General features: G+C 50.5%; 31 protein-coding genes. 23 read left to right on the plus strand and 8 right to left on the minus strand.

Annotated features, from left to right (window positions below; translation table 11 throughout):
- Positions 1 to 173 precede the first annotated feature (173 nt).
- The 5 genes from bioA (at position 174) to ACQ6WK_RS12325 (ending at position 5293) form a co-directional block, all read left to right on the plus strand.
- Complete coding sequence (gene bioA, locus ACQ6WK_RS12305) at positions 174 to 1595, plus strand: adenosylmethionine--8-amino-7-oxononanoate transaminase (protein WP_432797677.1); 1422 nt, start codon at positions 174 to 176, stop codon at positions 1593 to 1595.
- A 209-nt stretch (positions 1596 to 1804) separates the two neighbouring features.
- Positions 1805 to 2377 (plus strand): hypothetical protein, encoded by a 573-nt coding sequence (locus ACQ6WK_RS12310; protein ID WP_432797678.1) that lies wholly within the window; start codon positions 1805 to 1807, stop codon positions 2375 to 2377.
- Between the two features lie 100 nt (positions 2378 to 2477).
- Positions 2478 to 2765 (plus strand): co-chaperone GroES, encoded by a 288-nt coding sequence (gene groES / locus ACQ6WK_RS12315; RefSeq protein WP_432797679.1) that lies wholly within the window; start codon positions 2478 to 2480, stop codon positions 2763 to 2765.
- 108 nt (positions 2766 to 2873) lie between these two features.
- On the plus strand, positions 2874 to 4499 hold the full coding sequence (gene groL / locus ACQ6WK_RS12320; RefSeq protein ID WP_432797680.1) for a chaperonin GroEL: 1626 nt from the start codon (positions 2874 to 2876) through the stop codon (positions 4497 to 4499).
- A 218-nt stretch (positions 4500 to 4717) separates the two neighbouring features.
- Positions 4718 to 5293, plus strand: a complete 576-nt coding sequence (locus ACQ6WK_RS12325) for a transposase (RefSeq protein ID WP_432797681.1) — start codon at positions 4718 to 4720, stop codon at positions 5291 to 5293.
- Between the two features lie 104 nt (positions 5294 to 5397).
- On the opposite strand, the gene ACQ6WK_RS12330 is transcribed toward ACQ6WK_RS12325, so the two are convergent.
- Positions 5398 to 5643 (minus strand): helix-turn-helix domain-containing protein, encoded by a 246-nt coding sequence (locus ACQ6WK_RS12330; RefSeq protein ID WP_432797682.1) that lies wholly within the window; start codon positions 5641 to 5643, stop codon positions 5398 to 5400.
- A gap of 64 nt (positions 5644 to 5707) precedes the next feature.
- On the opposite strand from ACQ6WK_RS12330, the gene ACQ6WK_RS12335 reads away from it, so the two are divergent.
- The 6 genes from ACQ6WK_RS12335 to ACQ6WK_RS12360 all read left to right on the plus strand — a co-directional run bounded on the left by ACQ6WK_RS12335 (position 5708) and on the right by ACQ6WK_RS12360 (position 9934).
- Positions 5708 to 5917 carry a hypothetical protein gene (locus tag ACQ6WK_RS12335; RefSeq protein WP_432797683.1) on the plus strand — a complete coding sequence of 70 codons (210 nt, stop codon included), beginning with the start codon at positions 5708 to 5710 and terminating at the stop codon, positions 5915 to 5917.
- A gap of 270 nt (positions 5918 to 6187) precedes the next feature.
- Positions 6188 to 6433 (plus strand): hypothetical protein, encoded by a 246-nt coding sequence (locus ACQ6WK_RS12340; protein ID WP_432797684.1) that lies wholly within the window; start codon positions 6188 to 6190, stop codon positions 6431 to 6433.
- 120 nt (positions 6434 to 6553) lie between these two features.
- Positions 6554 to 6790: a hypothetical protein gene (locus ACQ6WK_RS12345; RefSeq protein ID WP_432797685.1), complete on the plus strand. Its 237-nt coding sequence runs from the start codon at positions 6554 to 6556 to the stop codon at positions 6788 to 6790.
- 115 nt (positions 6791 to 6905) lie between these two features.
- The gene (locus ACQ6WK_RS12350) at positions 6906 to 7232 is read left to right on the plus strand and encodes a cupin domain-containing protein (protein WP_432800401.1); all 327 of its coding nucleotides are present in this window, start codon (positions 6906 to 6908) and stop codon (positions 7230 to 7232) included.
- A gap of 369 nt (positions 7233 to 7601) precedes the next feature.
- Positions 7602 to 9137, plus strand: coding sequence for a glutamate synthase-related protein (locus tag ACQ6WK_RS12355; RefSeq protein WP_432797686.1), 1536 nt, complete (start codon positions 7602 to 7604; stop codon positions 9135 to 9137).
- 422 nt (positions 9138 to 9559) lie between these two features.
- Positions 9560 to 9934, plus strand: coding sequence for an RNHCP domain-containing protein (locus tag ACQ6WK_RS12360; RefSeq protein WP_432797687.1), 375 nt, complete (start codon positions 9560 to 9562; stop codon positions 9932 to 9934).
- Positions 9935 to 10034: 100 nt separating this feature from the next.
- On the opposite strand, the gene ACQ6WK_RS12365 is transcribed toward ACQ6WK_RS12360, so the two are convergent.
- The 3 genes from ACQ6WK_RS12365 to ACQ6WK_RS12375 are packed head-to-tail and all read right to left on the minus strand — an operon-like array spanning position 10035 to position 10628.
- A complete protein-coding gene (locus ACQ6WK_RS12365; RefSeq protein ID WP_432797688.1) occupies positions 10035 to 10172 on the minus strand; it encodes a hypothetical protein in 138 nt (45 codons plus the stop codon).
- Positions 10173 to 10174: 2 nt separating this feature from the next.
- Complete coding sequence (locus ACQ6WK_RS12370; protein ID WP_432797689.1) at positions 10175 to 10411, minus strand: hypothetical protein; 237 nt, start codon at positions 10409 to 10411, stop codon at positions 10175 to 10177.
- Entirely contained in the window at positions 10404 to 10628 is a 225-nt protein-coding gene (locus ACQ6WK_RS12375) for a DUF378 domain-containing protein (protein WP_432797690.1), read from the minus strand. Before ACQ6WK_RS12375 ends, ACQ6WK_RS12370 begins: the two co-directional genes overlap by 8 nt.
- Before the next feature lie 447 nt (positions 10629 to 11075).
- Here ACQ6WK_RS12375 and ACQ6WK_RS12380 point away from each other — a divergent pair, with 447 nt between their 5' ends.
- Complete coding sequence (locus ACQ6WK_RS12380; protein ID WP_432797691.1) at positions 11076 to 11303, plus strand: hypothetical protein; 228 nt, start codon at positions 11076 to 11078, stop codon at positions 11301 to 11303.
- A 90-nt stretch (positions 11304 to 11393) separates the two neighbouring features.
- Here the strand turns inward: ACQ6WK_RS12380 and ACQ6WK_RS12385 are convergent, their stop codons facing one another.
- Together ACQ6WK_RS12385 and ACQ6WK_RS12390 are read right to left on the minus strand one after the other, a co-directional pair.
- Positions 11394 to 11834 carry a GatB/YqeY domain-containing protein gene (locus ACQ6WK_RS12385; RefSeq protein ID WP_432797692.1) on the minus strand — a complete coding sequence of 147 codons (441 nt, stop codon included), beginning with the start codon at positions 11832 to 11834 and terminating at the stop codon, positions 11394 to 11396.
- Positions 11835 to 11916: 82 nt separating this feature from the next.
- Positions 11917 to 12522 (minus strand): hypothetical protein, encoded by a 606-nt coding sequence (locus tag ACQ6WK_RS12390; RefSeq protein ID WP_432797693.1) that lies wholly within the window; start codon positions 12520 to 12522, stop codon positions 11917 to 11919.
- Positions 12523 to 12839: 317 nt separating this feature from the next.
- On the opposite strand from ACQ6WK_RS12390, the gene msrB reads away from it, so the two are divergent.
- The 5 genes from msrB to ACQ6WK_RS12415 all read left to right on the plus strand — a co-directional run bounded on the left by msrB (position 12840) and on the right by ACQ6WK_RS12415 (position 17384).
- Positions 12840 to 13235 (plus strand): peptide-methionine (R)-S-oxide reductase MsrB, encoded by a 396-nt coding sequence (msrB, locus tag ACQ6WK_RS12395; RefSeq protein WP_432800402.1) that lies wholly within the window; start codon positions 12840 to 12842, stop codon positions 13233 to 13235.
- A 275-nt stretch (positions 13236 to 13510) separates the two neighbouring features.
- Positions 13511 to 14011 (plus strand): hypothetical protein, encoded by a 501-nt coding sequence (locus ACQ6WK_RS12400; protein ID WP_432797694.1) that lies wholly within the window; start codon positions 13511 to 13513, stop codon positions 14009 to 14011.
- A gap of 35 nt (positions 14012 to 14046) precedes the next feature.
- Positions 14047 to 14547 (plus strand): DUF4186 domain-containing protein, encoded by a 501-nt coding sequence (locus ACQ6WK_RS12405; protein ID WP_432797695.1) that lies wholly within the window; start codon positions 14047 to 14049, stop codon positions 14545 to 14547.
- Between the two features lie 155 nt (positions 14548 to 14702).
- Positions 14703 to 15977: a WG repeat-containing protein gene (locus ACQ6WK_RS12410; protein ID WP_432797696.1), complete on the plus strand. Its 1275-nt coding sequence runs from the start codon at positions 14703 to 14705 to the stop codon at positions 15975 to 15977.
- Between the two features lie 432 nt (positions 15978 to 16409).
- The gene (locus ACQ6WK_RS12415) at positions 16410 to 17384 is read left to right on the plus strand and encodes a hypothetical protein (protein ID WP_432797697.1); all 975 of its coding nucleotides are present in this window, start codon (positions 16410 to 16412) and stop codon (positions 17382 to 17384) included.
- Between the two features lie 30 nt (positions 17385 to 17414).
- Here ACQ6WK_RS12415 and ACQ6WK_RS12420 read toward each other — a convergent pair whose 3' ends face one another.
- A complete protein-coding gene (locus ACQ6WK_RS12420) occupies positions 17415 to 18389 on the minus strand; it encodes a UDP-2,3-diacylglucosamine diphosphatase (RefSeq protein ID WP_432797698.1) in 975 nt (324 codons plus the stop codon).
- A gap of 309 nt (positions 18390 to 18698) precedes the next feature.
- Positions 18699 to 19553 carry an FKBP-type peptidyl-prolyl cis-trans isomerase gene (locus ACQ6WK_RS12425; RefSeq protein WP_432797699.1) on the minus strand — a complete coding sequence of 285 codons (855 nt, stop codon included), beginning with the start codon at positions 19551 to 19553 and terminating at the stop codon, positions 18699 to 18701.
- Between the two features lie 335 nt (positions 19554 to 19888).
- Here ACQ6WK_RS12425 and ACQ6WK_RS12430 point away from each other — a divergent pair, with 335 nt between their 5' ends.
- From ACQ6WK_RS12430 to ACQ6WK_RS12455, 6 genes are all read left to right on the plus strand, one after another.
- Positions 19889 to 20278: a hypothetical protein gene (locus ACQ6WK_RS12430; RefSeq protein ID WP_432797700.1), complete on the plus strand. Its 390-nt coding sequence runs from the start codon at positions 19889 to 19891 to the stop codon at positions 20276 to 20278.
- 184 nt (positions 20279 to 20462) lie between these two features.
- Positions 20463 to 21176, plus strand: a complete 714-nt coding sequence (locus ACQ6WK_RS12435; RefSeq protein WP_432797701.1) for a transglutaminase family protein — start codon at positions 20463 to 20465, stop codon at positions 21174 to 21176.
- 111 nt (positions 21177 to 21287) lie between these two features.
- The gene (locus tag ACQ6WK_RS12440) at positions 21288 to 21662 is read left to right on the plus strand and encodes a hypothetical protein (RefSeq protein ID WP_432797702.1); all 375 of its coding nucleotides are present in this window, start codon (positions 21288 to 21290) and stop codon (positions 21660 to 21662) included.
- A gap of 224 nt (positions 21663 to 21886) precedes the next feature.
- Positions 21887 to 22939, plus strand: coding sequence for a putative zinc-binding metallopeptidase (locus ACQ6WK_RS12445; RefSeq protein ID WP_432797703.1), 1053 nt, complete (start codon positions 21887 to 21889; stop codon positions 22937 to 22939).
- A 286-nt stretch (positions 22940 to 23225) separates the two neighbouring features.
- On the plus strand, positions 23226 to 24251 hold the full coding sequence (locus ACQ6WK_RS12450; RefSeq protein WP_432797704.1) for a D-alanine--D-alanine ligase family protein: 1026 nt from the start codon (positions 23226 to 23228) through the stop codon (positions 24249 to 24251).
- Between the two features lie 114 nt (positions 24252 to 24365).
- A complete protein-coding gene (locus ACQ6WK_RS12455) occupies positions 24366 to 25424 on the plus strand; it encodes a Gfo/Idh/MocA family protein (RefSeq protein WP_432797705.1) in 1059 nt (352 codons plus the stop codon).
- The last annotated feature ends 41 nt before the right edge of the window (positions 25425 to 25465 follow it).

The raw sequence follows: 25465 nt of genomic DNA on the forward strand, positions 1-25465 counted from the left end.
CCCGTACTAGTGGCCTCAAACGTATGCCTGTCATATCGACCAGATGTGTAGAAATTGGATAGGGCATGATGGTACGCTGATTAATTTATCGGATGTTGGATCGCTCATTCGGCGCTCCGGGACAGCCCCTACGGCGCGTCGCATTGCCGGATAGGGGCTGCTATGCTTGGGAGATGGAAACGCATGACACAAAAAAATGGATTGAGCTGGATCACGAACATGTTTGGCACCCGTTTACCCCGATGGGCTATTGGCGCGAACGGGAGCCGCTCGTAATCGCGTCCGGTGATGGTGATTTTCTAATCGACACCGATGGTAATCGCCATCTCGATGGTGTCTCGAGCTTATGGTGCAATGTGCATGGGCACCGTGTGAAGGAAATCGATGATGCAGTGCGTGAACAACTGGATCAAATTGCACACACAACATTATTGGGATTGGCATCGCCGCCGAGCATTGAATTTGCACGAATGTTGTGCGAGATCACGCCGGGTGATTTGAACAAAGTCTTTTATTCAGATGCTGGCGCGACTGCGGTTGAGGTGGCATTCAAAATGGCGGTGGGATACTGGTATCACAAGGGCAAGCCGGAAAAACGAAAATTTATTGGCTTGGCCGGGGCGTACCACGGCGACACAGTCGGCTCTATGTCCGTCGGTTACAGCGAACTTTTTCACAAGCCATTTCTATCGATGGTGTTTCCGGTAAAGTCATTTGCATCGCCGGATAGTTGTCGACCGCCCAAAGACAGTGATCTTAAGCCACCACGTGATTGCTATGCTGATGGCGTTTGGCCAAGCGAAGACAAAAGCTACAACGATACACTGCGTGATTATTGCTTGAACCACCTTGAATTAATTCTGAAACAGGAAGCCGATGAAACCGCCGCAATCGTAATTGAACCTGTGATGCAAGGTGCCGCAGGCATGGTAAGCCAGCCAGAAGGCTTTGTTAAAGGTGTCAGCGATCTCGCAAAAAAATACGGCGTGTTGCTCATCGCGGATGAAGTGGCTGTTGGCTTCGGCCGAACGGGCACCATGTTTGCTGTCGAGAATGACAACGTAAAACCAGACATCCTCTGTCTCGCCAAGGGCATTACAGGGGGATATTTGCCACTAGCAGCAACGGTGGTCAGCGACGAGATTGAAGAAACCTTTGCCGGCGATGATGTCCTCGAACGCCGCACTCTTTATCACGGACATACATACACAGGCAACCCCCTCGCTTGCGCTGCGGCCATCGCCTCACTCAAACTTTTCTCCTCTAACCATGTGTTAGACCACGCCCGAAAATCAGCCGAAATGATCAACCAGCGGCTTCGTGAATTGATCGATTGCCATCACGTCATGGATGTCCGCCAGCGTGGCACGATGGTTGGGATTGAACTCTGCAAAGATCGCAACAACGCAGAGCTGTTCGACTTCTCCAAACGTACCGGTGCTGCCGTGTGTCTAGCCATGCGCGATCGTGGCTTGATCATCCGCCCCCTCGGCGACATCGTGGTCATGATGCCCATGCCTGCCATGCAGCACGAGAACATCTCTAACATGCTCGACACTGTTGTCGACACCATCAAAAACTGGCAGATCACATAACCCCCTGCCCAGAAGAACCATAATTCGGCCATCAGCATCTCTGCCAAAACGGCACCCCACAACCCGAGACCCCGGTCTCGAGGCAGTAATTGCACATTCCCCCTAAACGCCATTAAGATATAACAAATTAAATAACAAATACTTACATCCATTTCCTACCCACTCCGTATTGGTATCGCCCTTGCATCTGTCTTCCTCCTATGGTGGACATGCGCCCACAACACGACCCCAGGCGAACCCCCGGCCGAAACCGGCAGCCATCGCATAGCGCGCCTACCGATCTGCCCCACGGACCACGCTTTAAGGTTCTGCTCACCGAAGACCGCGAGCACGCCATCGAACACTGGACCCGTCAACTCCCCCGACTCCTCGGACCGCAAGGCATCGAAGCCATCGTTGCCCGCACCGGCCGCGAAGCCATCGACATCACCCATAACACCGATATCCATGCCGCGCTGATTGATCTCTCAACACCGCAAGATACAAGTAATCGCGCGACCACTGCGACCGGCATCCCAGGCGGACTCTGGTTGCTCGAAGTTCTGTCTCGCCTCCCGGCAAGCCCGCCCATCGTGATCGTGAACAGCCGCACCTTCACCGAACGGCAAATCCAACGCTCACTCAATGACGCGCTCCGCATGGGCGCCTTCTCCGTCATCAACCAGCAAGTAAATCAACCCGTGCAACTTGAGCTGCTGCTCGAAGTCATTCAACGATTGATGGACCGGCAATATGACGGGAACTGGCCAGAACAAAAACCTCGGGATGATTTTTCGATTTGAAACATGAACCGTCGCTTCACACAACGTGACGCGGCTTAACCCTAAACATAATGCAATCCACATGGCTTGCGGATGAACACGAAACAAAGGAGACCTAAACATGAAGGTAAGACCACTCGGCGACAAGATCCTTGTCAAACGACTCGAAGCAGCTTCCAAAACAGCGTCCGGCATCTTTCTCCCTGAAAGCGCCAAAGAAAAACCACAGCAAGCTAAAGTGATCGCCATCGGCGACGGCAAACTTCTTGACAGTGGCAAGCGTGCCAACTTCACCGTCAAAAAAGGTGACACCATCATCCTCAACAAATGGGGCGGCACCGAAGTCAAGATCGATGGCGAAGAATACATGGTCATGAGCGAAGACGAAGTCCTCGCCGTCGTCGACTAAATCCCCTGCCTCCGGAAACCCCGGACCTAGAAGTTTTACAACGTGCAAGCCACGTTGATGTAGAACCATCAGAAATAACAAATAACTCAAAATTGGAGTTCCTAGATCATGGCTGCAAAGTCAATCAAATTTGATAACGAAGCACGCGAAGCGATCCGTCGCGGCGTGTCCAAGCTCGCCAAAGCAGTGAAGACCACTCTCGGCCCGTCCGGTCGCGTGGTTGTCCTCGAAAAATCCTTCGGCTCGCCCACCGTCACCAAAGACGGCGTAACCGTGGCCAACGAAATCGAGCTCGATGATGCACTGGAAAACATCGGCGCTCAAATGGTGAAGGAAGTCGCTTCCAAGTCCTCTAAGGACGCAGGCGACGGCACCACCACCGCCACCGTGTACGCCGAAGCTATCTTCGCAGAAGGCCTCAAAAACATCACCGCCGGCGCAAACGCCAATCAGATCAAGCGTGGTGTCGACAAAGCTGTCGATGCAGCCGTCGCAGAACTCGCCAAGATGTCGAAGAAAGTCTCTAACAACGAAGAGATCGCTCAGGTCGGCACATGCTCTGCTAATCAGGACGTTACCATTGGTAACATTATTGCTGAAGCGATGGACAAGGTCGGCAAGGACGGCGTGATCACCGTTGAAGAAGGCAAGAGCCTTGAAACCTATGTCGATCTCGTTGAAGGCATGCAGTTCGACAAGGGCTACCTCTCCCCGCATTTCGTCACCGACACCAAGTCCATGGAATGCGATCTCGAAGACGCTTACGTCATTATCCACGAGAAGAAGATCAGCAGTGCGAAAGATCTCGTCCCGATTCTTGGCAAGATCGCTGAAGCAGGCCGTCCTGTTTTGATCATTGCTGAAGACATTGATGGCGAAGCACTCGCAACACTCGTCGTGAACCGTTTGCGTGGCGTGTTGAAGGTTGCGGCTGTGAAAGCACCGGGCTTTGGCGATCGTCGCAAAGCGATGCTTGAAGACATTGCGACCCTGACTGGTGGCCGCGCGATTATGGAAGAGCTCGGCATTGATCTTGAGAAGCTCGAACTCACCGACCTCGGCCGCGTGAAGAAGGCTGTCCTCACCAAGGACGACACGACCCTTATTGAAGGTGCCGGCAAGACCAGCGACATCAAGGGCCGTATCGAGATGATCAAGAGCCAAATCGACGCAACCAGCAGCGATTATGATCGTGAAAAACTGCAAGAGCGTCTTGCGAAGCTCAGCGGCGGCGTGGCACAGATCAATGTTGGTGCTGCAACTGAATCTGAAATGAAAGAGAAGAAGGCTCGTGTTGAAGATGCGATGCATGCAAGCCGCGCGGCGGTTCAGGAAGGCATCCTTCCAGGCGGCGGCGTTGCAATTCTGCGTGCTCGCAAAGTACTAGACAACATCGAAGGCCTTGTCGGCGATGAAGTCATCGGCGTGGACATTGTTCGTCGTGCAGTCACTGCTCCAGTGAAACAAATCGCAGAAAACGCCGGCCACGATGGTTCGGTCATCTGCGAGAAGGTCATCAATGCGAAGAAGAACGACGGGTTCAACGCACTGACCGCTGAGTTCGGCGACATGATCAAGATGGGCGTTCTGGTCCCGACCAAGGTCGAGCGCACCGCACTTCAGAACGCGGCTTCGATCGCCGGTCTGCTCTTGACGACGGATGCAGTGATCACAGAAATCAAGGACGAGAAGGCCGCCGCCGGCGCGCCGGACATGGGTGACATGGGTTACTAAAATCAGTAACCAACGATAGATCATCAATCATTAAGATTGATGGCTCAAACATCCAAAAATTGCTTTATCGCAAAACCAATTGCGGCTACTTCGTGAAAGCGGGGTAGCCGTTTTTTAACCATAGGATTATTTAGTATAAGAATCCTCGCGGCTGGAAGCCGCGGGCTTGAAGTCTGTTTATTGAAACACTGTTATGCACAGATCCAATCTGATAATCTATGGACATGAATAGCGAGGCGGCGAAAGATTGGTATCACGTCATTTTCGGGACATATGGCTCATGGTTGCCGGGCGATCCGAGGGGATTCAGAACACGCGGGCACAAATTACACTGTGAAGGTGATTACAAAAATCGCCCAGCAGCAGGGCAATTTGAAAGCTTGCATGAATATTCACAATCATTGATGGTGAGAGAAGCCGTTCGGCTTACACTGCCGCAGCGCAAATGTGTATGTTCAGCTCTTGCAGAATCACTTAAGCATTATGGGATTACTGTAAATGAGATTGCTGTTGCAAAGCAGCATATGCATCTGCTGGCACAGTTTGAGATGAATGATAAACAGTATAAACCGCAGATCATGACGCTCATCGGAAAATGCAAACGATGGGCCATCACGAAGCTCAAAGAACAGCATCTCTGTGATGAATCTTCTGGCAAACTGTGGGCCAAGTCGGGAAAAGTGATTTGTATGAAAAACGAGCGGCATTTTAAGAACACATCACAATACATCATGAATCATATCCGTGAAGGGGCCGCGGTTTATTCATTGATGGCCGGGGAATCTGAATCTTGAACTTTGATCAAGCCCATCCGCTCTGCGGGTGGGGTCGGTCGTGGAGCACATTAAGAGACCCCACGGGTGGAACCCGTGGGCTTGGAGTGAGAGAGAACATGAATTTATCTCACGTCTTTGGCGAGTTGCTTGATAGCGGTGGTGGGATTGATCTCGCAAGCGCGACACCAATGAATCAACTCCACCGGATCAATGCGACGATCACCAGTCTCACATTTATGTACGTAGCTATGTGGCTTGCCGAGAATATCGCCAAGATCGCGTTGTGTTAGTTCGGCAGCTTCGCGCCATGAACGCAACCGCTTCTGCAACTTCTTATAAGCAAGAGATTGTTGTGCACTTGTACCCATAATGGAAACAGGCTATACTCCGCACATCCTGCACCCATTTAAGGCACAAGATTTGGAGGATTCTATGGGGCGGAGCGGCCGAGATGATCTTGAATTGCTGAGTTTGTTGTTGATGCTGCCGCGGGAGGTGTTGTTGGATGATTTTGAGCCAGCAACGTTACCGGGCGAAGTGGTGACGATGGTCCGTCGGATGAATCGAGGTGAGTTACAAAGCATGTTGATCGAAGTTTTGGCGGCGCTGCGACCCCCGGAAGCGGGTCAAGGGCGCAAATAACCATCTTCTGTACAGCTGATCAAATCCCTCTGGTAGAACCCGCAAGCTTGGAGCGAGTAAGAATGATGTGCGATCAAAGCTGATGTTGGTGTAGGGATAAGTCCGCAGAGGGTGATGACGGATGGGGGGCGAGGCCGATGAGAGGGAAGCGGCGTGGCGGGGGTTCCGAAGGCGGGATTGATTGCGGGTCAATCTGGCTGATTGGAATGTGTGGGGTTTGTACTTCCGGATGATTGATTTCCGGAGGCGGGGTCCGGTTGTGGTTGGTTCATGAAACAGAATATGCATCTGGTTGGGGTGTTTTTGCTGATTGTTTTCGGCACAAATGTGATGCTATATCAACGTTTCACGGCATGGCGAACGGTGACGGGGGCGAGAATGGAAGACCGGCCACGGATGCCGATGCTGCGGGATGAGAACTGGAGCGATAAGCAATCGTTTGATAGTGAGCGGTGGTATTGGGAAGGGAATTGGGAACTTGAGGCGGATAAGATCGATGACCGCGAAGGGGTGTAGACATAAAAGCTGAGGGAAGGAGTTGTGCTTTTTACGTCAATTGCGCACAATGAGACAAATAAACACTGATTGCCGATACAAGGGCAGATGACAGGGATCTACACAACAGGAGATTTAACCATGAAGAAGATGTACTTCACAATGATGATTGTTGCAGTTTTGAGCCTTGGTTTGGTTGGCTGCAAGAAGGAAGAGCCAGCGACCGCAGGGTATGGCGTTCCAGAAGCAACCACTGAGCAGAAGAACGCCATGAATGAAAAGATGAACGACGCTCAGAAGAAAGCAGATGAAGCGCAGAAGAAAGCCAATGAGCATATGGACAAAGCTCAGGACAAAGCTAAGGAAATAAAGAAATAAGCCGATTCACTAAGGCTTATTGAACGGGGCAATGAAACGCGCAAGGCCTGCTGGAGACAGTGGGCTTTGTTTTATTTTGAGATGAGAGGATGCGGGTGATGTGATGATCCAGAAGATGGACATGCTGAAGTGCGTGACGGGGAAGCTGCCAGCAGAAGTGATGGAAACAGTGTTAGGGGGCAAGGCGTTTCGAGTAGAGCGAATTGTGTCAGATGGACACTGCTCGGACGAAATGTTTTGGTATGACCAAGATGAGCATGAGTGGGTGATGGTGCTGGCAGGTGCGGCGAAACTCGCATTTGAAAAGCCAGGCGGGACCGTGGAAGAGGTGGCTTTGCAAGCGGGAGATGCGATACTGATTCCAGCTCACCATCGGCACCGTGTGGCTTGGACGAGTGAGACCGAGAAGACGATCTGGCTGGCAATTTTCTATATCGATTAGCCGCTAATCCTTCTGCCAAATTGATTGCACGTAATTGACTGTTAAATCTAGCCTTAGAGAAACACACCAGACCGATCTTCCTGCGACTGCGTCTCATCTATGGAACCTGTCCACGATTGGCTAAGAATTGCTTGCCAAGCAGGCCTATTTAATACTAATCTATCTTTTGATTGGTCGCCTGATGCGGTGTCTACCCAGCATCTATGGATTCCAAGAGCGCGCCTGTCTTTTGCTACGTCTCTATCTGTACCTGTGAAGCTTGTGTTGCACGTCTGTGCTTGTTGGTCTGTGTTGTTGCTGTAACTGCGTTGTTTGCTGTTGGCAGCGTACTGGCTGGAAAACAATCAACCATCTAAACAGGGAAAACTCATGTATAAGATCCAGGACACACTTTGTACACATTGTAATTTTTGCAGCGCGAAGGACGGGCCGAACCTTTGCTATGCCGCTCGCACGGCACGGTTTGGTTTAGAAGGCAACTTCCCCACCAAGGACAGCAAAGCCAACACAAAGTTTGGCAAAACTCAATCGGCAGGCGAACAGTTCATGCCGGGCATGCCGCGGTACAAAGCGTTTCGTGACATCGTGCTAATGCCAGAGCTGATGGGGACAGATCGTGTTGCGGTGAAAGAAGAAGCAGGTTGCGAGCCGCTTTACACGCACTGCAAAAGTTTTGGTGAGCTTGGCGGCTTTGAAGTAAATACGCCACTGGTCATCGCGGCGATGGGTTCAACGCCAGTGGCAAATGATATTGGTCCGGATTGTACTTGGGGTGCAGCGAAAGGTGGATTCATTTGTGCGATTGGCGAGAACATCGTGAACATGTGGGGCTATGAGAAACCATACGATGAAGGCCGACCGACACTGACCCAGCGCATCAAAGGCTTCACCGACAATTACGAAGGCAAAGGTGGGGTGGTCATCCAACAGAATGTTGAAGATGCCAAAGTGGATGTCTGGAAGACGATCTACAACGACCCGCAATTTGCAGAAGCATTCGATAAGGGCATGATTGGTTTTGAAGGTAAGGGCGGGCAAGGCGCGAAACCCGGCATGGGCGGAGAGGTCAAAATCCCCAAAGCTAAAGCACAACGCATCCATGAGTTTTACCATTTCCCGGTCAATCCGTTTGAAGTCGAGCAAAAGCTTTATCAACGACACTCCGTTCCTGGCACCGCAACAATTGAATCACTTGAAGAACAGTATGTGTGGATGTGTACCGAATTCCCCAAAGCGAAAATCTGGTTTAAGACCGGCCCATACGGCGATCTCATGGATCAACTTGCGGTGATGGAAAAAGTTGCGGCCCAGTTCGGCATTCGTATTCACTGCACAATCGATGGCTCTGAAGGCGGCACGGGCATGTCCCCGCTTGGCCCAATGAACGATATGGGCTTACCCATGCTGACCTGTATGCTTGCGGTAAAGAAAGCTCGCAAGAAGTTTAAGAATCTCGACTTTACAATTGCTGGCGGCATGGTCACCGGACGTGATTTGTCTAAAGCTTTGGCTATGGGTGCGGATGGTATGGGGATCGGCAAAGGTTTCTTGATCGCAGCGATGGCTGGCCGCCATCAGTTTGCGGCAGCGGATGCAGAAACAGTGGTGAAGCAGGAAGCTGGCGCGAAAGGCGTATACAACTACGCCATCGAAGGCATCACTACAGAAGCCAAGATGCTCATCAGTTCTATTGGCAAGTATGACTTCGCCGACATGAAGGATAATGCCCCCTTCACCGTTGACGGCCTGACCATTGACAATCTTGATGTGATCGCACTCGACAAAGAAGTCGCTGAAATGTTCGACATCCTCTATGCCTATGATCCGAAGCTCTGGGATAAGCTCCCTGTGCTGACCGCTGAATTGCGTAAGCGATGTGCTGAGAAAGCGGCAGTTACGGTATAACATAACTTACTCACACAATAACTATCGGCTCACCTCTGGATGGCTCCGGGGTGAGCCGTTTTTCTTTGGCCAGATGAAACAAATGCTTGACTCAATCATCCACGCAGCTATGATGCTGCTTGATGAAAAAACCAATTGCATAATCTGATCCGCGTTTCGTATGCCATTTAACACTGTTTTTTAAGTGCTATTCTGGCTTTGCGCCCAATCCCTTCTTGCGCGGATCAATCCAACCGAAACAAATTTCAATCTTCCAAACAGCTTAACGCTTTGCCATTGCTGCATGCTCATTGGCTTTTACCATGCGCGAAGGGAAGCGATGATGTTGCGATATCCCATCCAACACACTAGCAAACGTGCCCTATAAGCTGAGCGCGATCATTATGCGCGACTCGCATCAATACAAATAAAGAAAAATCACCATGTCCAGAAAAAATAGACACAATAAAGATTTCTATTGCACCCATTGTAAGCAACCTATTTCAAATCAAGCTGGTGGCACACGTCATCGCAACCATTGTCCTTATTGCTTGTGGTCCAAGCATGTCGATGATCTGCCCGGCGATCGCAACAGTGCATGCCAATCACCTATGGAGCCGATCGCGATCATGTCACGGCATGACGGCGAATGGTCACTCGTACACAAGTGCTGTGGCTGTCACACGATTAAACTCAATCGCATCGCAGGCGATGATGACGAACTACAATTACTAGGATTGATCTTAAAACCATTGAGTAACGCACCGTTCCCACTGGACCGCTTGCCACTCACTGGCCCAGTACCCAGTGGTTACTAAATAATTTCTATAACAACAAAACCTCCAACCATGTCATACTGTGGCTGGAGGTTTTGCTACTTTAAAACAAGCTCTTTTCGATCAATTTCCCGTCAGATTATTATCTCTCTTCAGCCTGTGGCGGTTCCTTCACTTTGTCACGATAGCAACCTTTGTATTCAACATTACCGACCGAGATTGCCACAATGATCGCAAGCACGACACAAAAAACACCAAAGATGAAGATGACAATATCCATAATTAATCCCCGTCTTTACCCCACAACAAAATCAAGCCAAACACTAAGATGGATGGCACCCAAGTTGCAACAAACACCCCCTCTAGATGATTGCCAGTAAACCATAGGCTCACCGAAAGAAGAAAGGCAATGCCAGCCGCCAGATATAAACATCCCTTTGCTATCATCAAATACCTCACGATTTTTCCATTGCGATCAATCATGTTGTAACTTCTTTTTAAACCTACTTCTTTAACCATACTCCATGTCACGCGGCAGGCGTTTGAGTATTTGCCGTGCTTCGACTATTTCATAAACAGCTGCAACACCGATCATGGTGAAGGTCAATCTCGCGGGGATTGAATCACTGCCGCCAAAGATCAGCCCTATACCGTCAAGGCCATAAATGCCGGCTAGTGCGTAGTTGATACCACCGATGATTAGAAGCGCGTAGGCTATTTGGTCGAGCCATTTCATCTCATTTTGATCCAATTTTGTTTAATTAACGACGGCACGTATGGCGTGTGTTGCTACTTTAGATCATTGGCAGCGAATCGCCCGTGAGCCAGTGACGTGCGGGATGATCCTGCAGAAAGTTTGGCATTCTGATAAAACCAGCATCTGGTGCGAATGAATGGTGGGGCGAGCCAAAACCGAGTGGGGGATATCACAAAAGAAAGACAGGTTGGCCTCAGAATGAGTGAAAAATCAGCTGATTTTGAGCGTGCTTAAGAGACCTTTTCGTGAGGTTCTCGCCAGCTCCTTCAATGCTCAGCACACGCATCTGTAACTTTGTTAGCGAGATGTATCCACGGCGCAGAACCATGCATCATACGGTATACTTAACAACCCAGCTGATCGGATCATGTTCCCAATCAGCCAACTGACAGACCTACCAACCGTACACAATGAGTGAGAATGATCATGCAACTGCAAGACGCAATCAACATCGTCCGCGACAAATTCATGGCTGAAGCACAAGGCGAAGACAACGAAGCTGTGAGCAAGGCTTACTTCGAAGCTTTCGAGAACTGTCCGGCCATGATGGAAACTGCAACGCAAATCTGGGCCGCCCAGCTCATCGCCCAAAACATCCAGCAGCAACAAGCCGCAGCACAGCAAGGTGGTGAAGCCCCTGCCACGCAGGCATAATTTGCATTCACGGTTCAACGAAAAATAAAAAGCTGAACGCGGCGATCGCGTTCAGCTTTTTTGATAGATCTTTTGATTGTTCTAGGTGTGCTACGACCCACGTAGCTCATGCACTGCCTGCGAAACGTCTTTGCCGATCACAACCGCGCCTTGTGATTTCAGATGTTTCATCGCGACACCAGTCGCTTGCCCATCATTTCCAACAGCTTTCACATCATCAAGCACCGCCTCAAGCGCCGTCTTGATCTCTGCCACACTCAAGCTCGTGGGCAACAATGTGCCCAGAATCGCTTTCTCAGCATTGATCTTTTCGATCTCTGCAGCATCGGTCGTGTGCTCTAAGGTTTCATTCGCGCTCTTCACCATCTTGCGGATGATCTGTTCGCATTTTTCCTCGCTGATCCCTTCAGCAGAACGAGCCGCCTCAGTATCAAGATCGCCGAGTGCAACCTTCAAGATACTCTTCTCAAGGTCATTTCGCTCGATCATCGCTTTTTTAATCCGCGCTCGGATGTCTTCGATCATACCCATGTTTTAATTCCTTCATCGCACATCGTTACCCCAGCTATCTCACTGGGTAGGCACGCCATCATAGCCGATTACTCCGCACGACTCACTTTAGCCGATACAGTCCGCCGCCTTCATCCACCAACTCACCCAAACTCACCAGCTTTCGCCATACTGACATCGGAAATTGATTTGGCGGCTGAATCGCCACAAGTTGCTCGGCTTCTCGGCTGCTAGCTGTGTCTTGCTTCAACTTCAACCGCCGGCGGAATGCAGTCATCGCCTCTTTCAATCCCTCTGGCCCAAGCGGATCCACAGATGACTTCCCTGATTGCTTCTCCTGCACAGGCCCACCTGGCAATGGTTCCAGTGGTGGTAAATCTGAAGTCAATGCGGTTGGCGCTCCCAGCCCTACAGACTCATCTTCCTCCACCCATTCTTCAACATACTCCCACTCCTCCTCATCCAGATCATGCATCACTGGCGGCGTGGCTGGCTTACTCTGCACTACAATTCCCTCGATCAAACTGTTCAACCAGTTTAAATCCCGCCCATCCATCAATTGTTTAATCGAAGCAGCATCTACTTCCTGACCCATCAGCAAGATCGATACTTTAGACCAGAGTTGATCAAGAGCCGCATCATCTTCCTCCAAAAAAATCTGGCAGGAAAGCTCTTCTAACGCAGTGATGGGTGATTCTTTTTCCGTCATTCAAACAACATCCACAATAGTCGTGATTGCGATTCCGCGACTCGCACAACCTGCCTAAAATGGAATAGATTAACATCATCGCGGGTTGACTTTATTGCATGACACGTATTTGTAACACACAATACACGCCAAGCAGAAAGGTATGTTAGACGATGAGGAGTCATTTCGCGCTAAGTTTTTGTGCCATCATCACATCAGTCGTACTGATGGGCTGTAAGCCTGCCAGCGATACGACCGCCCCATCGTCGCCAAACCCACAAGCAGCCGGGCATAACGCCAACATTGAATTAACCTCAACTGAAAGCCAGACGCCAACCATGATGGACAAAATCAACCTGACCGATGCTGAATGGAAGCAGAAGCTCACACCCGAGGAATACAACGTCTTGCGTAAAAAAGGGACTGAACGCGCCTTTACGGGCGACTTACTCGACAAAAAAACTGATGGCACCTACGTGTGTGCGGGTTGCGGACAGGAACTTTTCGCAGCTAATACAAAATTTGAATCCGGCTCGGGTTGGCCTTCATTCTACGATGTGGTCAATAACGAGAACGTTGAACTAGAAACCGATCAATCTCATGGCATGACACGAACCGAAGTCATGTGTTCGCGCTGCGGTGGACATCTCGGCCACGTCTTCAATGATGGCCCCGCTCCAACCGGCCTGCGTTACTGCATCAATTCAGTTTCATTGAATGTGAAAGAAAAATAACCCATTCTCTGTTATTTGATCTCACCCCCAGCCCCGCAACTGTCGGGGTTTTTTCATAGCCATAAGCATCTTTCTACTTTGCCGCCAAGTTGTGGCATGTACGTATACCCTTGCGGTAAATTTCCGATACCCAACCAGACATAAAACAAAGATGCTAGGTACCGTCAGCCTGTTGTGTACGACATCTTCTTTTTCATCATCATTCTTTTGATTTTGTTTCATACCACGCTGCAAATCTTTGCAGCACAACAGCCTTCAGGACGAAGGGGACCATCATGATCAGCGAGTGCCTACGACAGCTACTCGAACGAAAGCTCATCTCTGTCAAAGAAATTGAAGAAGCCACTGGCCGCGGTAACAGCACCGTTTACCGATGGCTCGAAAAGAAAAGTCAGCCTGATATCAATGACTTCATCAGCATGATTCAGCGTATTGAAAGTCGACCGGTGAGATCTGCACTCATCGATGCGATCATTACCGACCTCCCGGTACTTGTACATTGGGTTGAGAACGAATCTGACAACATGTACACACTCAGCCCCACCAGCTTTGCCGCAGATGCGCGGACTAATCTCGTGCAAGCCATGCAAACGCTGCTCAGTATGCTAGCCACGCTCCAGAATATCTCGCCCAATGAGCGTATCTCCTCTCACGACAGCACTGATATGAGCGACAAGCTCAATAAACTCATGCATCAGCTATCAGTCATGAAGCAGGGACTCGCCAGACATGCCGGCAAACGTCGCAAAGCGAGACCCCTACAGTACGCCCACTAAAAAGTCACTTTCAGTTACATTTTAATCTGCTTATCATGGCAGCGCACCTGTATCATCATGGGATGACGTTATCTCCACCACCTCCAGACCCTTCCTGCCCAGACGATCTGGTCGCGATATTCAGTGCGCTAAGCCAATCCAAATTCCGCGCCCGCTTCAAACTCACTGGCAAGGAGGCATTGTATTTTCAAAAACATGATCTCCCCACGCTGCTGGAACATGCCGAACGTTTTATCCGTGAGCGCCTCGCCTCAACTGACCCCCACAAAGACGGCAAACAAACGCCAACCCGCGGGCACCCTGTCTTTATCGCTCAGCATGCCACCGCCACCTGCTGCCGATCATGCCTCGCCAAATGGCATCGTATCCCCAAGCACCAGCCGCTTTCCGATAGTCACATCACACACATTTGCCGAATCCTCCGGTACTGGCTCGAAGCACAAAGTACCCATCTCCCCCAACCCGTCCTCCCTTCAACAAAACGGCAAAAATCCATAAACACACAAGGCACACTTTTTCAGAACTTGTTACAATGATCGCAGTTATCAGCTTAATCTGCGGCCAGCATCATCATTCGATACCGTCTTAAGAACCTGGCAGCACGTGACACATGATCAAATCCGCGCCCGAGCATGTTTGGGCTTTGTCAATTAATCAGATCGTAAATCACGCCTTGAGCTGACGGATACCGGTGAATCATGGCCGGGGCGACCCTGCCGCTGAGCGTTACATTATGCGTTATACCTTCACGCTCGTCATTCTGGCTTCTCTGCTCATCACGCTTCCATTGCGCGCGCAGGACGATGAAGAAAACATCTATGCTTCCCGTTACATCGGTGATGGCGTGTCCGTTCGCGAACCGTCTTACAAAGATGAGTTCTACCCAATCAACATCAACAACTCATGGGGCTACGCCAACCAAAAAGGCGACGTGACCATGTTTCCCAAATACGACTGGACCGACATGCCTCACGGCGGCGCGATGCGTATCATTGTCGGCGGTCGTACCGGCTACATTGATACCGATGGTAACTGGATCATCCAGCCCATCTACCACTGGGCCGACCATTTCGAAGAAGGTATTGCCATCATCTCCAATGGTAAAACCTTTGGCTACACAAATCGCTTTGGCAAAATTATCGCCGAAATGACCTTCGACGGCGCACTGCGTTGCCGCGAGGGGCTTGCCGCCTTCCAAGTCGGTTCACGTATCGGCTACATCAACCCTGCAGGCAAGATCATCATCGAACCGCAATTTATCGAAGCACGCTCCTTCTACGAAGGCTTCGCCGTAGTCCGGGAATCTGATTACCGCAATAAAGGCCGCTATGGCTACATCAATCGCAAAGGTGAATTCGCCTTCGTCAATGAAAACAACCAATTCGCTGAGCTTGGCTGCTTCTCAGACAGTATCGCCCCTGCCAAAGTCGGTGATAAATGGGGCTTCATCGACCGCGAATTCAAGATCGCCATCGAACCCACCTATGAAGAAGTCCGCCTTCTTCGCGGTGGCCTAGCTGCCGTCAAACTGAACGGCAAGTGGGGATATATCAACAAAAAAGGCGAAATGATCATTAAGCCCGCTTACGATCTTGCCTACGACTTCGACGAAGTCCTCGCCATGGTCAAAATTGGCGGTAAGTTAGGCTTCATCGACCGCAGCGGCAACATGGTCATCAAGCCTCAGTTTGATACCGCCGAACCCTTCCTTTACGATGCCGCCCGCGTCTCCCAGTCACCCAACTTTGGTTACATCGACATCGAAGGCAAAATCATCTGGGATCCGCGCGGCCCCCTCGGCGGCTTTAACAGAATCTCCGGCCAACCTCGCAAAGAACTTCCCCGCAAACGTTCACAAACAAAAATCCCATACCAACCCAACTACACCTACGTCGACAAGCTCCCACGACAAACCGAAGAATCAACCAAACGATCAAGCCGTTCACGCCGACGCAATCGGCGATAGTATTCACAAACACAATGAAATCTCAGAACCGTCTAACCATACGTTGGACGGTTTTCTTTTTGACCTACAACGCGGCCAATCTCTTTTATGACATTTCTATATAACAGCAACCCCGATTGTCTTGCGAGTCGCATCAGGCAAAAAGACAATCGCCCCATCTCAAAGAAAACGCATTGGTTTTCCCTTATTTTGCTTTACAATGCGCTTGCCTGAGCGGAGTAGGCACACTTAAACAGCGTGCAAACTTCGCAGTCCTTCACCGCAAGCGCGACCAACCAACTTCAGCATCGGTCCGCTGCGTCTACAAAAACCACCATTTGAACAACATGCATACACAAAGCATGCCACCCATCTTGCACCCGCATTTATCGCGATACCGCGCGCCTCATACCCGCCATTTGTGATTTTGTGGTTCTGAATCCGGTGAACAACATGACAAAAAACAATCGCGTTCCCAGTTTTCTCGTGCATTGCTTGCTAATCGCATCATTCTTTGCGATCGCGTCCTGTACCGCGCCGCGTCCTAAAAAGCCCTATACCATTCCACCGATTAATGTCGCCTCTGCGGCACCCGAATCCTATGCCTGGCCAAACGCTACCGCATCCAACGCTATCACAGACCTTAACCAAGAAATCAATTTTTCTCAGTCTGCTGCATCACGTATTCAACTCCCCCTCCGTAAGATTGAAACCAAATACTTCATCCTCTTCACAAACGTTCCAGAAGATCAATCCATCGACTTTCTAAGCGATCTCGATCAGATGTATACCAACGTCATCGAGTTGCTGAACATGCCGCCTCAACTCAACATCTGGAAGGGCAAAGCAGCCGTTTATCTCTTCAACACCCGCGAGCAGTTCATCCGCTTTGAAAAGAATATGTACAACAACACGATCACTTTCCAAGCCGCAATATGCCACCAGCATTACAGCGGTGAAGTCCGCATTGCCACCTACAACATGAAAGATAAGGAGTACCTCCACCAACTCATGGTCCACGAAGCCGCACACGGCATTATCCACCGCTATCGCTCGCCCCACCGTATTCCAACTTGGCTAAATGAAGGCCTCGCGGAATGGGCTGCCATGTCCACACAACAAGATCAGTCCTACTACACATTTAAGAAACGGCTCTCCGCAAAGTTCATCGCGAACAAAGAGCACTTCCCAAAAACTTTCTTCGGGCCATCAGATTTCATCCCAGAATATTACGGCACCGCACTGGCCATCACCGACATGCTCATCGCGCAAGGTAAGACTGATTTCATCCGCTTTATCGATCACATCAAAAGCGGCAAATCATGGCAAAATGCGTTAAATACAACCTATGGCATGACCCCCAGTGCTCTCGTCGCAGCCTACGGCAACACAATCGATCTCACTAGTCTTACCATCAAAGCTGAGTAACACTTTTCCTCTAACCTTTCCAAACCACGATCAATCATCCCATCGCTTAGTCACAACCGGATCGGTCTTACCCCAAAGCAATCCTGAGTCATCGTTTTCAGCAACCATCTCCGCAAATACCGGCAACTTCTTTTCACTCGGCTCAAAATCGCGATCCATCTCTTCACGATTACCCTCAACATCTGACATCAATTGGCCAGAAGCTTTATCTCCCTTGCCTTGCTGCTTCGCCTGACGTTTTTCCTGCCGTTCCTCATCGTATTGCTTCAAGAATGCAAACCCGTCGATCAAGATCAGATTCCCCTTAAAATCCTCCGCAATCGCGGTACAGCTCTCCACCCAATCACCACAGTTGTAGTACATCACATCACCTTCTTCACGCGCTTCGCATTGATGAATATGTCCACAGATCACACCATCGACACCCCGTCGTTTCGCTTCTGCAGCAAGCGTCACTTCAAATCGGCTAACAAACGTACACGCATGCTTGACCTTCAACTTGATAAAGTGCGAAAGCGACCAGTATTTATAGCCCAAAAGCTGACGCACACTGTTGTATACCGTATTGATCCGGATCAGCCATTCATATGCAATGCTGCCCATCACTGAAAGTAAGCGTGAGTGCTTCACAACCAAATCATATTGGTCCCCATGCGTTACAAGAAACCGTTCGCCCTTCATCGTCTCATGAATCACATACGGCTCGACCTTCACGCCTCCAAACTCAAGCCCATAATACTGGCGCATCGCTTCGTCATGATTCCCTGGAATGTAAATAACTTCCACTCCATTCTTAATCATCTTCAAAATGCGCCGTACCACCTCGTTATGCTCCGCCGGCCAATACCATCGCTGCTTCAGCCGCCACATATCCAAGATATCGCCAACCAAGTACAACTTTTTACATTCGATCCGTTTTAAAAACCGCGCCACGCGCTTTGCCTGACAACCGCTGCTTCCCAGGTGGACATCCGAAATAAACACCGTTCGGTATTGCCTCTTCATGATGTTCGCCGGCGTGCCGGTCTCCTGTTTAACTTACTCACCTCGCGTCTTCCGTGACACACCCAAACCTTCCTAAGTACTTACGCCTCTTCCGGGGGCTTCCGCCTCTCCGGCCAGCAAGTTTATTCTCTATATCGCCTTGATTCACGGACACTTACGCATAACTAACACATTCATTCTCCGCTAACGCAAGCCACACAGAACATTCACATCTCACCCCCCAATCTCACAATCACTATCGTGTGCGCATAAAAAAAGCAGCAAGCCTTGCAGCCTGCCGCTTTTCAATCTTGATCATTTTAAAATGTCTTACTCAGCAACCGGTGGTGCCGCAGCAGCAGGGTCTTTACCCTTTTGCACTTCTTTCAAGTCAACATCAAACACCAATGCTGCACCGTCAGGCATACGCCCGCCGCCATCACCATAAGCAAGATTCGCAGGGATAAAGAATTTGTATTTCGCGCCCGGCTTCATCAGTTGCAAACCTTCAACCCAGCCACGAATCACGCCATCCACACCAAGCGTAAAGTTGAACGGCTGGTTACGCTTGTATGAACTGTCAAACTCTTCACCGTTCACAAATGTGCCGCGGTAATCCACAATCACCTGATCACCGAAGACCGGCGACTCGCCCTCGCCTTCCTCAACCACGATGTACTGCAATCCGCTTGGCGTAACCTGAACACCTTCTTTTTCCTTATTCGCTGCAAGAAATGCTTCACTAGCTTCCTTGCCAACAACCTTGCTCTGCTCGGCCATTGCAGCCTTAGCTTCCGCTTCACGCGTCGCCATCATGGCCATACGTTTTTCCATCATCTGCTGCTGGAAAGCCATCAACATCTGCTGCATTTCTTCTTGCGACATACCCGTTTCAGGATTGTCGCTCATGCCAGCCTGCATACCTTTGATGTACTCACCTTTGTTCAGCGAAAACTCAAATTCCTTGCTGAAGTTCTTGATCTGCTCAGCAGCCGCCATACCCAGCGCAAAGGAAATCTTGTTCATATCCAATTTAGCTTCGATCGGAATGTCTGCCGTCGTCGCTTCAGCAGGCTGTGTTGCTGGTGCCGCCGCCTTTGCTTCCTCCTCTTGGGCCTGCAATAAGCCGCCACCACTAAGCGTCAAAGCTAACACGCCGCATAAAGCCAATCGATTGATATTCATTCAGTTATCTCCAATCATGTCGTTATCAGTGCCCACGTACTCGCAGGTCACAAACTGTCTCGCAGCAAGGCCCAGCCTCGCCGTCACATATCATACCCCACCTGACGCGCCTCTGCTTGTAAAGCCGTCTTACACCCCAGAGGTCTCTTATTTCTGCGTTCTACATACCCATACCTCTCGATGTGTCTTGCGGTTCGATTTATTTTCCCCCATGCAAAGATTTCAACCCCATCTGCCGTATTCATAACTGATCCCATCTACCGCATTCAGCAAGGCACACCCCGAGCCGCATCGCTACAATGATCTCGTTCCACATACACCAAGAGACAAATACCATGCCAATTATCACCGCCATCTATGCCACCGCCCTACTCTGCCTAGGCCTCGTTTTCTACTTCACCTCTCACACCCAATCCATCACCACACTCATCCCCTCTTTCATCGCCATCCTCTTTTACCTCTTCGCTGCTCTCGCGATCCGCCCCAAACTCCGCATGCATATCATGCACCTTGCTGTCCTCTTCGCCCTCGTTTTGTTTGTCTATTTCACTCAGGAATATCCAGCTGCAATCAAATATCTCGCAGGCTCCGAGGATATCGATCGTCCCCTTGCAGCTATCGAAAAATCCCTCCTCTCCCTCTTCTCCGCAGCTTACATGGTCTTTGCCATCAGATCCTTTATCCAAGCCCGAATCGCCCGTAAAAAGCAAACCAATTCTGCCTAATCTTTACCAGCGCATCTCACAACGAATAGTAGCTATTCGCCCCCATATCCCCTCCTTCACCCCAAAACCGCCATACAGTTGCGTCAATCCACCCTTACACTACACCGACCTGACAACCGCCCCATTTCCTGCAATAATATCCACATCATCTTAATCATCATTGGCGTTTGAGAATCATCGGCAAATGAGTTCAGCAACCCCTACACCCAATCCCACTCACTGCAGGATCGAAGCCTTCGACCTTTTCGCGCAGCAACTCCACGATCTGGATGATGCGCGTAATCTCACACTCGCCGCCACTGCGATTGCCATGCACGAGCAAGGCGAGATTGATCCCCAAGATGTTATCGATGAACTCGATCAGCTTGCCAACAAAATAGCAGCACGTCTTCAATCATCTGACCCACGTGCCATCCTCGCACACGCCCATGAAGTCCTTTTCACCGAAGAACGACTCCGCGGTTGCCGCCACGACTACTATGATCCCAAACATTCCTACCTCCCCGCCGTCCTCAAAATGAGACGCGGCCTCCCCATCGTCCTCTGCCTCATCTACAAATACATCCTCGAACAACTCGGCATCCCCGTGCAAGGAGTTGGCGTTCCAGGACACTTCATCGTCCAACTCGATATTTACGAGATGCAAGAAGCACCACCCGCCGCGCAGCTCATTGACCCCTTCTTCTCAGGCCGCCTTCTCTCCGAGCCTGAAATCATCAAACGCGCCCTCGACATGACCGGCCGATCATACGCTCCCGAAGAAGCACTCCGTCCCGTCAACCCACAAGGTTGGCTCCGCCGCATCATCAATAATCTCATCAAATCATTCGACCAACGCCAACGCTTCGACGACATCGCTGCTATGCACGAACTGCTCACCCTCATCGCTATCAAATAATCTTCCCACAGAAAACGCAAAAAACGAACACAAACCCACGGTTTCCATCCCGTGGCTTTTTTGCAAATCTAATGCTCCGCCTTACGGGACAAAACCACTACAATACGCACCATGTCTACTATCACGCACATCGTCCTCGTCGGTCATTGTGGCTTCGATGCCGGTTCACTTCGTGCCCTCGCACAATCAGCCGCACCCAACGCCACCATTATCACCGCCAACGACGACGCCGCGTTTCAGCAATATGCTACTCCAACTTCCCTCTTCCTCATCAACCGCGTCCTTGGCGGCACCTTCGCTATCGCCAACGGCAACGACCTCATTGAAACTCTTGCCAAACAATCCAATTCGCCGCGTATGCTCCTCATCTCTAACTACCCCGATGCACTTGCTAAAGCAGAAGCATCCGGTGCCCGACCCGGTTTTGGCAAAGCACAACTGCACGATCCCATCGCCACCGAACGCATCAAAGCAGCACTTCACTAATCATTCCACCTCTTCTTATCCATCAAGTCCATCCGCTCTGTGGATGAGGCACTACTTAATACTTCGCTTCTCAATCATCGTCATGATCGCACTTCAAACGGAAAGCTTTCCTTTTCGTTTAATCGCGTTACAATCAAACCGTTGCCGCTGGATGCCCCAGTAATCTCAGCCATAGCGCAATCTAAAAAACCCTATAAAACAAGCACTTTTACGCTAAAACAATCATGCCCAAAGCGCGCCGCCAAATATCTCGCAGCAAACAACCATACTGGGCAAACTGGCCCGACAGCGACATCCTTGACCTTCGCTTCCGTGATTTGAACCTCTCACTCAATTGCGTCCCAAAACTACAAAAGTGCATCGATCGCCTCTACGTTGAGCTCGAAGCCAAAAACCTTACTCGTCTCCGTCCACACTGTTGGCTTTCCACCGAATGGTTCTCCCCCGACGGTATCCCCGGCATCGCCCTCCCCTTCTACCTTGCTCATCCCCGCCTCGCCAAACTCGAAAAAAAACAAGTCCTTTATGTCGAAGGCCGCACCGAAGCCGAATGTATGAAGATCCTCCGGCATGAGGCTGGTCACTGCTTCTGCACCGCTTACCGCCTCCACTATCGCAAGCTCTGGCGTAAACACTTCGGGTCATACACCGACCCTTACCCAGATTCCTACAAACCTAAACCTAACTCACAAAAATATGTCCAACATCTCGACTATTGGTACGCTCAAGCCCATCCTGCCGAGGATTTCGCAGAAACCTTCGCCGTCTGGCTTAAACCCGGCTCACGCTGGAAACATCGTTACCAAAATTGGCCCGCCATCAATAAACTCAACTTCGTCAACGATCTTATGACTGAAATTGTTGGCCGCCCTGCCCCTGTCAGATCGAAAAAACAGATCGAACCCCTTAATGAAATCAACAAAACCCTCCGTGAACACTACACCGAAAAACGCCTTGCTATCGCCGAAGAATGGCCCGAATTTTTCGACACCGACCTCCAAAAACTCTTCTCCAACGAACCCGCCTTCCACAACCGCAAAACTGCCGCCGCCTTCCTCCGTGAATTCTCTCCTGAACTCCGTAACACCGTCAGTAAATGGACCGCCGCCCACCCTTACACCATCGACCAAGTCCTCCGTGACATGATCGACCGCTGCAAAGAACTCAAACTCCGCTGCCGCCAATCTGACAATCTCACTCGCACCCAAGCCGTCATCATGCTCACTGTTCAAACCATGAATTACATCCACGCCGGTCACTACCGCGTCCCGCTCTAAATCACATCACAACGCCTCTACCTCAATAATCTAATCAGCGCATACAGTCATTGATTAGACCTATTTATTCACACTAAGCACCGACAGTCTGACGCAACATCCTTGACAGCACAATACAAAAACCGCATCCTTATCAATAACAATTCGCCCTTTAAGCTAGTTAAATAACGATTTTATCACTCCCCACGCGAAATCCGCCGCAGACAACAACCGATTCATACGATAAAATGCTTTATTCATTCGGCCCGTCACACCATCATTGTTCAATCACACTCGGAACCAACGCATGAGAAAAAAACGCATCCTCATCCTCATGCACACCGACCTGATCCCTCCGGATTCCATCGAAGGTTTATCTGACGAAGAAACCCTCCTCTACAAAACCGAATTCGATGTCACCGCCACTCTCAAAGAACTTGGGCACGATGTCCAGATCCTCGGCGTCACTTCAAATCTCGAAAAAATCAAAGACGCTGTCGACGAATTCAAACCCCATATCATCTTCAACCTGCTTGAAGAATTCCACGGCATCGGCGTCTACGATGCACATGTCGTTTCCTTCCTCGAACTCCTCAAAACACCATACTCCGGCTGTAACCCGCGCGGCCTTATGCTCGCTCACAACAAAGCTCTCTCAAAAATGATCTGCCGCTACCACCGTATCCGGGTCCCACAATTCCACGTCTTCCCTATCTACAAAAAAGTCCGCCGCCCTGCCAAGCTTCAGTTCCCGCTTATCGTCAAATCACTCACCGAAGAAGGTTCCGTCGGCATCTCCCAAGCTTCCATCGTTCACAATGACGAAACGCTCGCTGAACGTGTCGATTTTATCCACCGCACACTCAACACCGACGCCATCGTCGAACAATACATTGAAGGCCGCGAACTTTACGTCGGCGTCCTTGGCAATGACAGACTTCAAACCTTCCCCATATGGGAACTCGAATTCAAAAAACTCCGCGAAGACGCCCCCCGCATTGCTACTGGCCGCATCAAGTGGGATCTCAAATACCGCAAGCAAGTCGGCATCGATTCCGGCCCCGCACATGAACTATCCGAAGAACTTCTCTCACAAATCCCACGTTTCTGCAAACGCGCCTACAAAGCGCTCATGCTTTCCGGCTACGCCCGCATGGACCTTCGCCTGACGCCCGATGGTAAAATCTATCTCCTCGAAGCCAATCCCAACCCTGAACTTGCATACGGCGAAGATCTAGCAGAATCTGCTGAAAAAGCAGGGATTTCCTACGAACAGCTCCTCACGAAGATCATTTCCCTCGGCCTCCGCTACCGCCTCCGCGGCCAAGCTTAACAAACCGGCTCGCTCTCATGGTCAAGCCCACATGCTCTGCAAACGGAGTCATTTAACAATTCAAACTTCCAATCGCTACTTGATTATTCAACCTCCCCCCGTAACACTTATCACATGACACAAAACACCGATCGCAAAATCCGCTACGGCATCCTTGCCACGGGCAACATTGCTCGGCAATTCGCCGAAGGTATCAATGATGGCGCCACGCTTTCCTCCGTGCAAGCCGTCGCTTCACGTTCTGCCGATAAAGCTCAAACCTTCGCAACCAAGCATAACATCCCCACCGCCCATCCAAACTATGACGCACTTCTCAACGATCCCAATGTTGATGCTATCTATAACGCCACCCCCAACAACCTTCACCACGAGTGGACCATCCGCGCGCTGAATGCTGGCAAGCACGTTCTTTGCGAAAAACCTTTTTCGCTCAGTTCGCAGCAAACTGAAGAAATGTTCGCTGCCGCTGAACAGAACAACCGCCTACTTGCCGAAGCCTTCATGTACTTCACCCACCCACTCACGCAAGCCTATCTTGAACAAATCCGACAAGGCGCCATCGGCCGCCCCAAGCTTATCCGCGCCTCGTTCTCCTACGCCGCCGCAAACCCTGATACCAATTCCCGCTTCTCGACAGAACTCGCTGGCGGATCACTCATGGACATAGGTTGCTATTGCGTCACCCTCGCTCTCCTTGTCGCGCAATCCATGTCACCCACTGCCTCCGAACCCTCTAAAATCACCTGCGAAGCACATCTCCATCCCACCGGCATCGACGACTACGCCGCGGCCACACTCCGATTCCCCAACCAACTCATCGTTTCCTTCACCTGCGGCATGACCGCTCATCTCAACAACACCACCTTCATCTCAGGCGATAAAGGCTACATTGAGATCCCCATCCCTTGGAAACCCCCCGTTACAGGTGCTACCTACCGTATTGGCCGCAACGCTCCCCCTAAGCAAGATAATCCCAATGCAGGCAAAGCTCCCACCGCCCCACCGCTTGAAACCTTCACGATCGATGCTGGCAAACCGCTGTATGCCCTTGAAGCAGATGCATTTGCAGATTCGATCCTCACTGGCTCCTCTCTCTTCATCACCCCCGACTTTACCCGCTGTACAACCCGTATCCTCGATGAACTCCGCCAACAGGCCGGGCTACCCTTCTAGCCATAACCGTCTAAAATAACATTCCTTAGATTTTCCATGAC

The organism is Poriferisphaera sp. WC338 (assembly GCF_050931845.1).
Taxonomy (GTDB): domain Bacteria; phylum Planctomycetota; class Phycisphaerae; order Phycisphaerales; family Phycisphaeraceae; genus Poriferisphaera.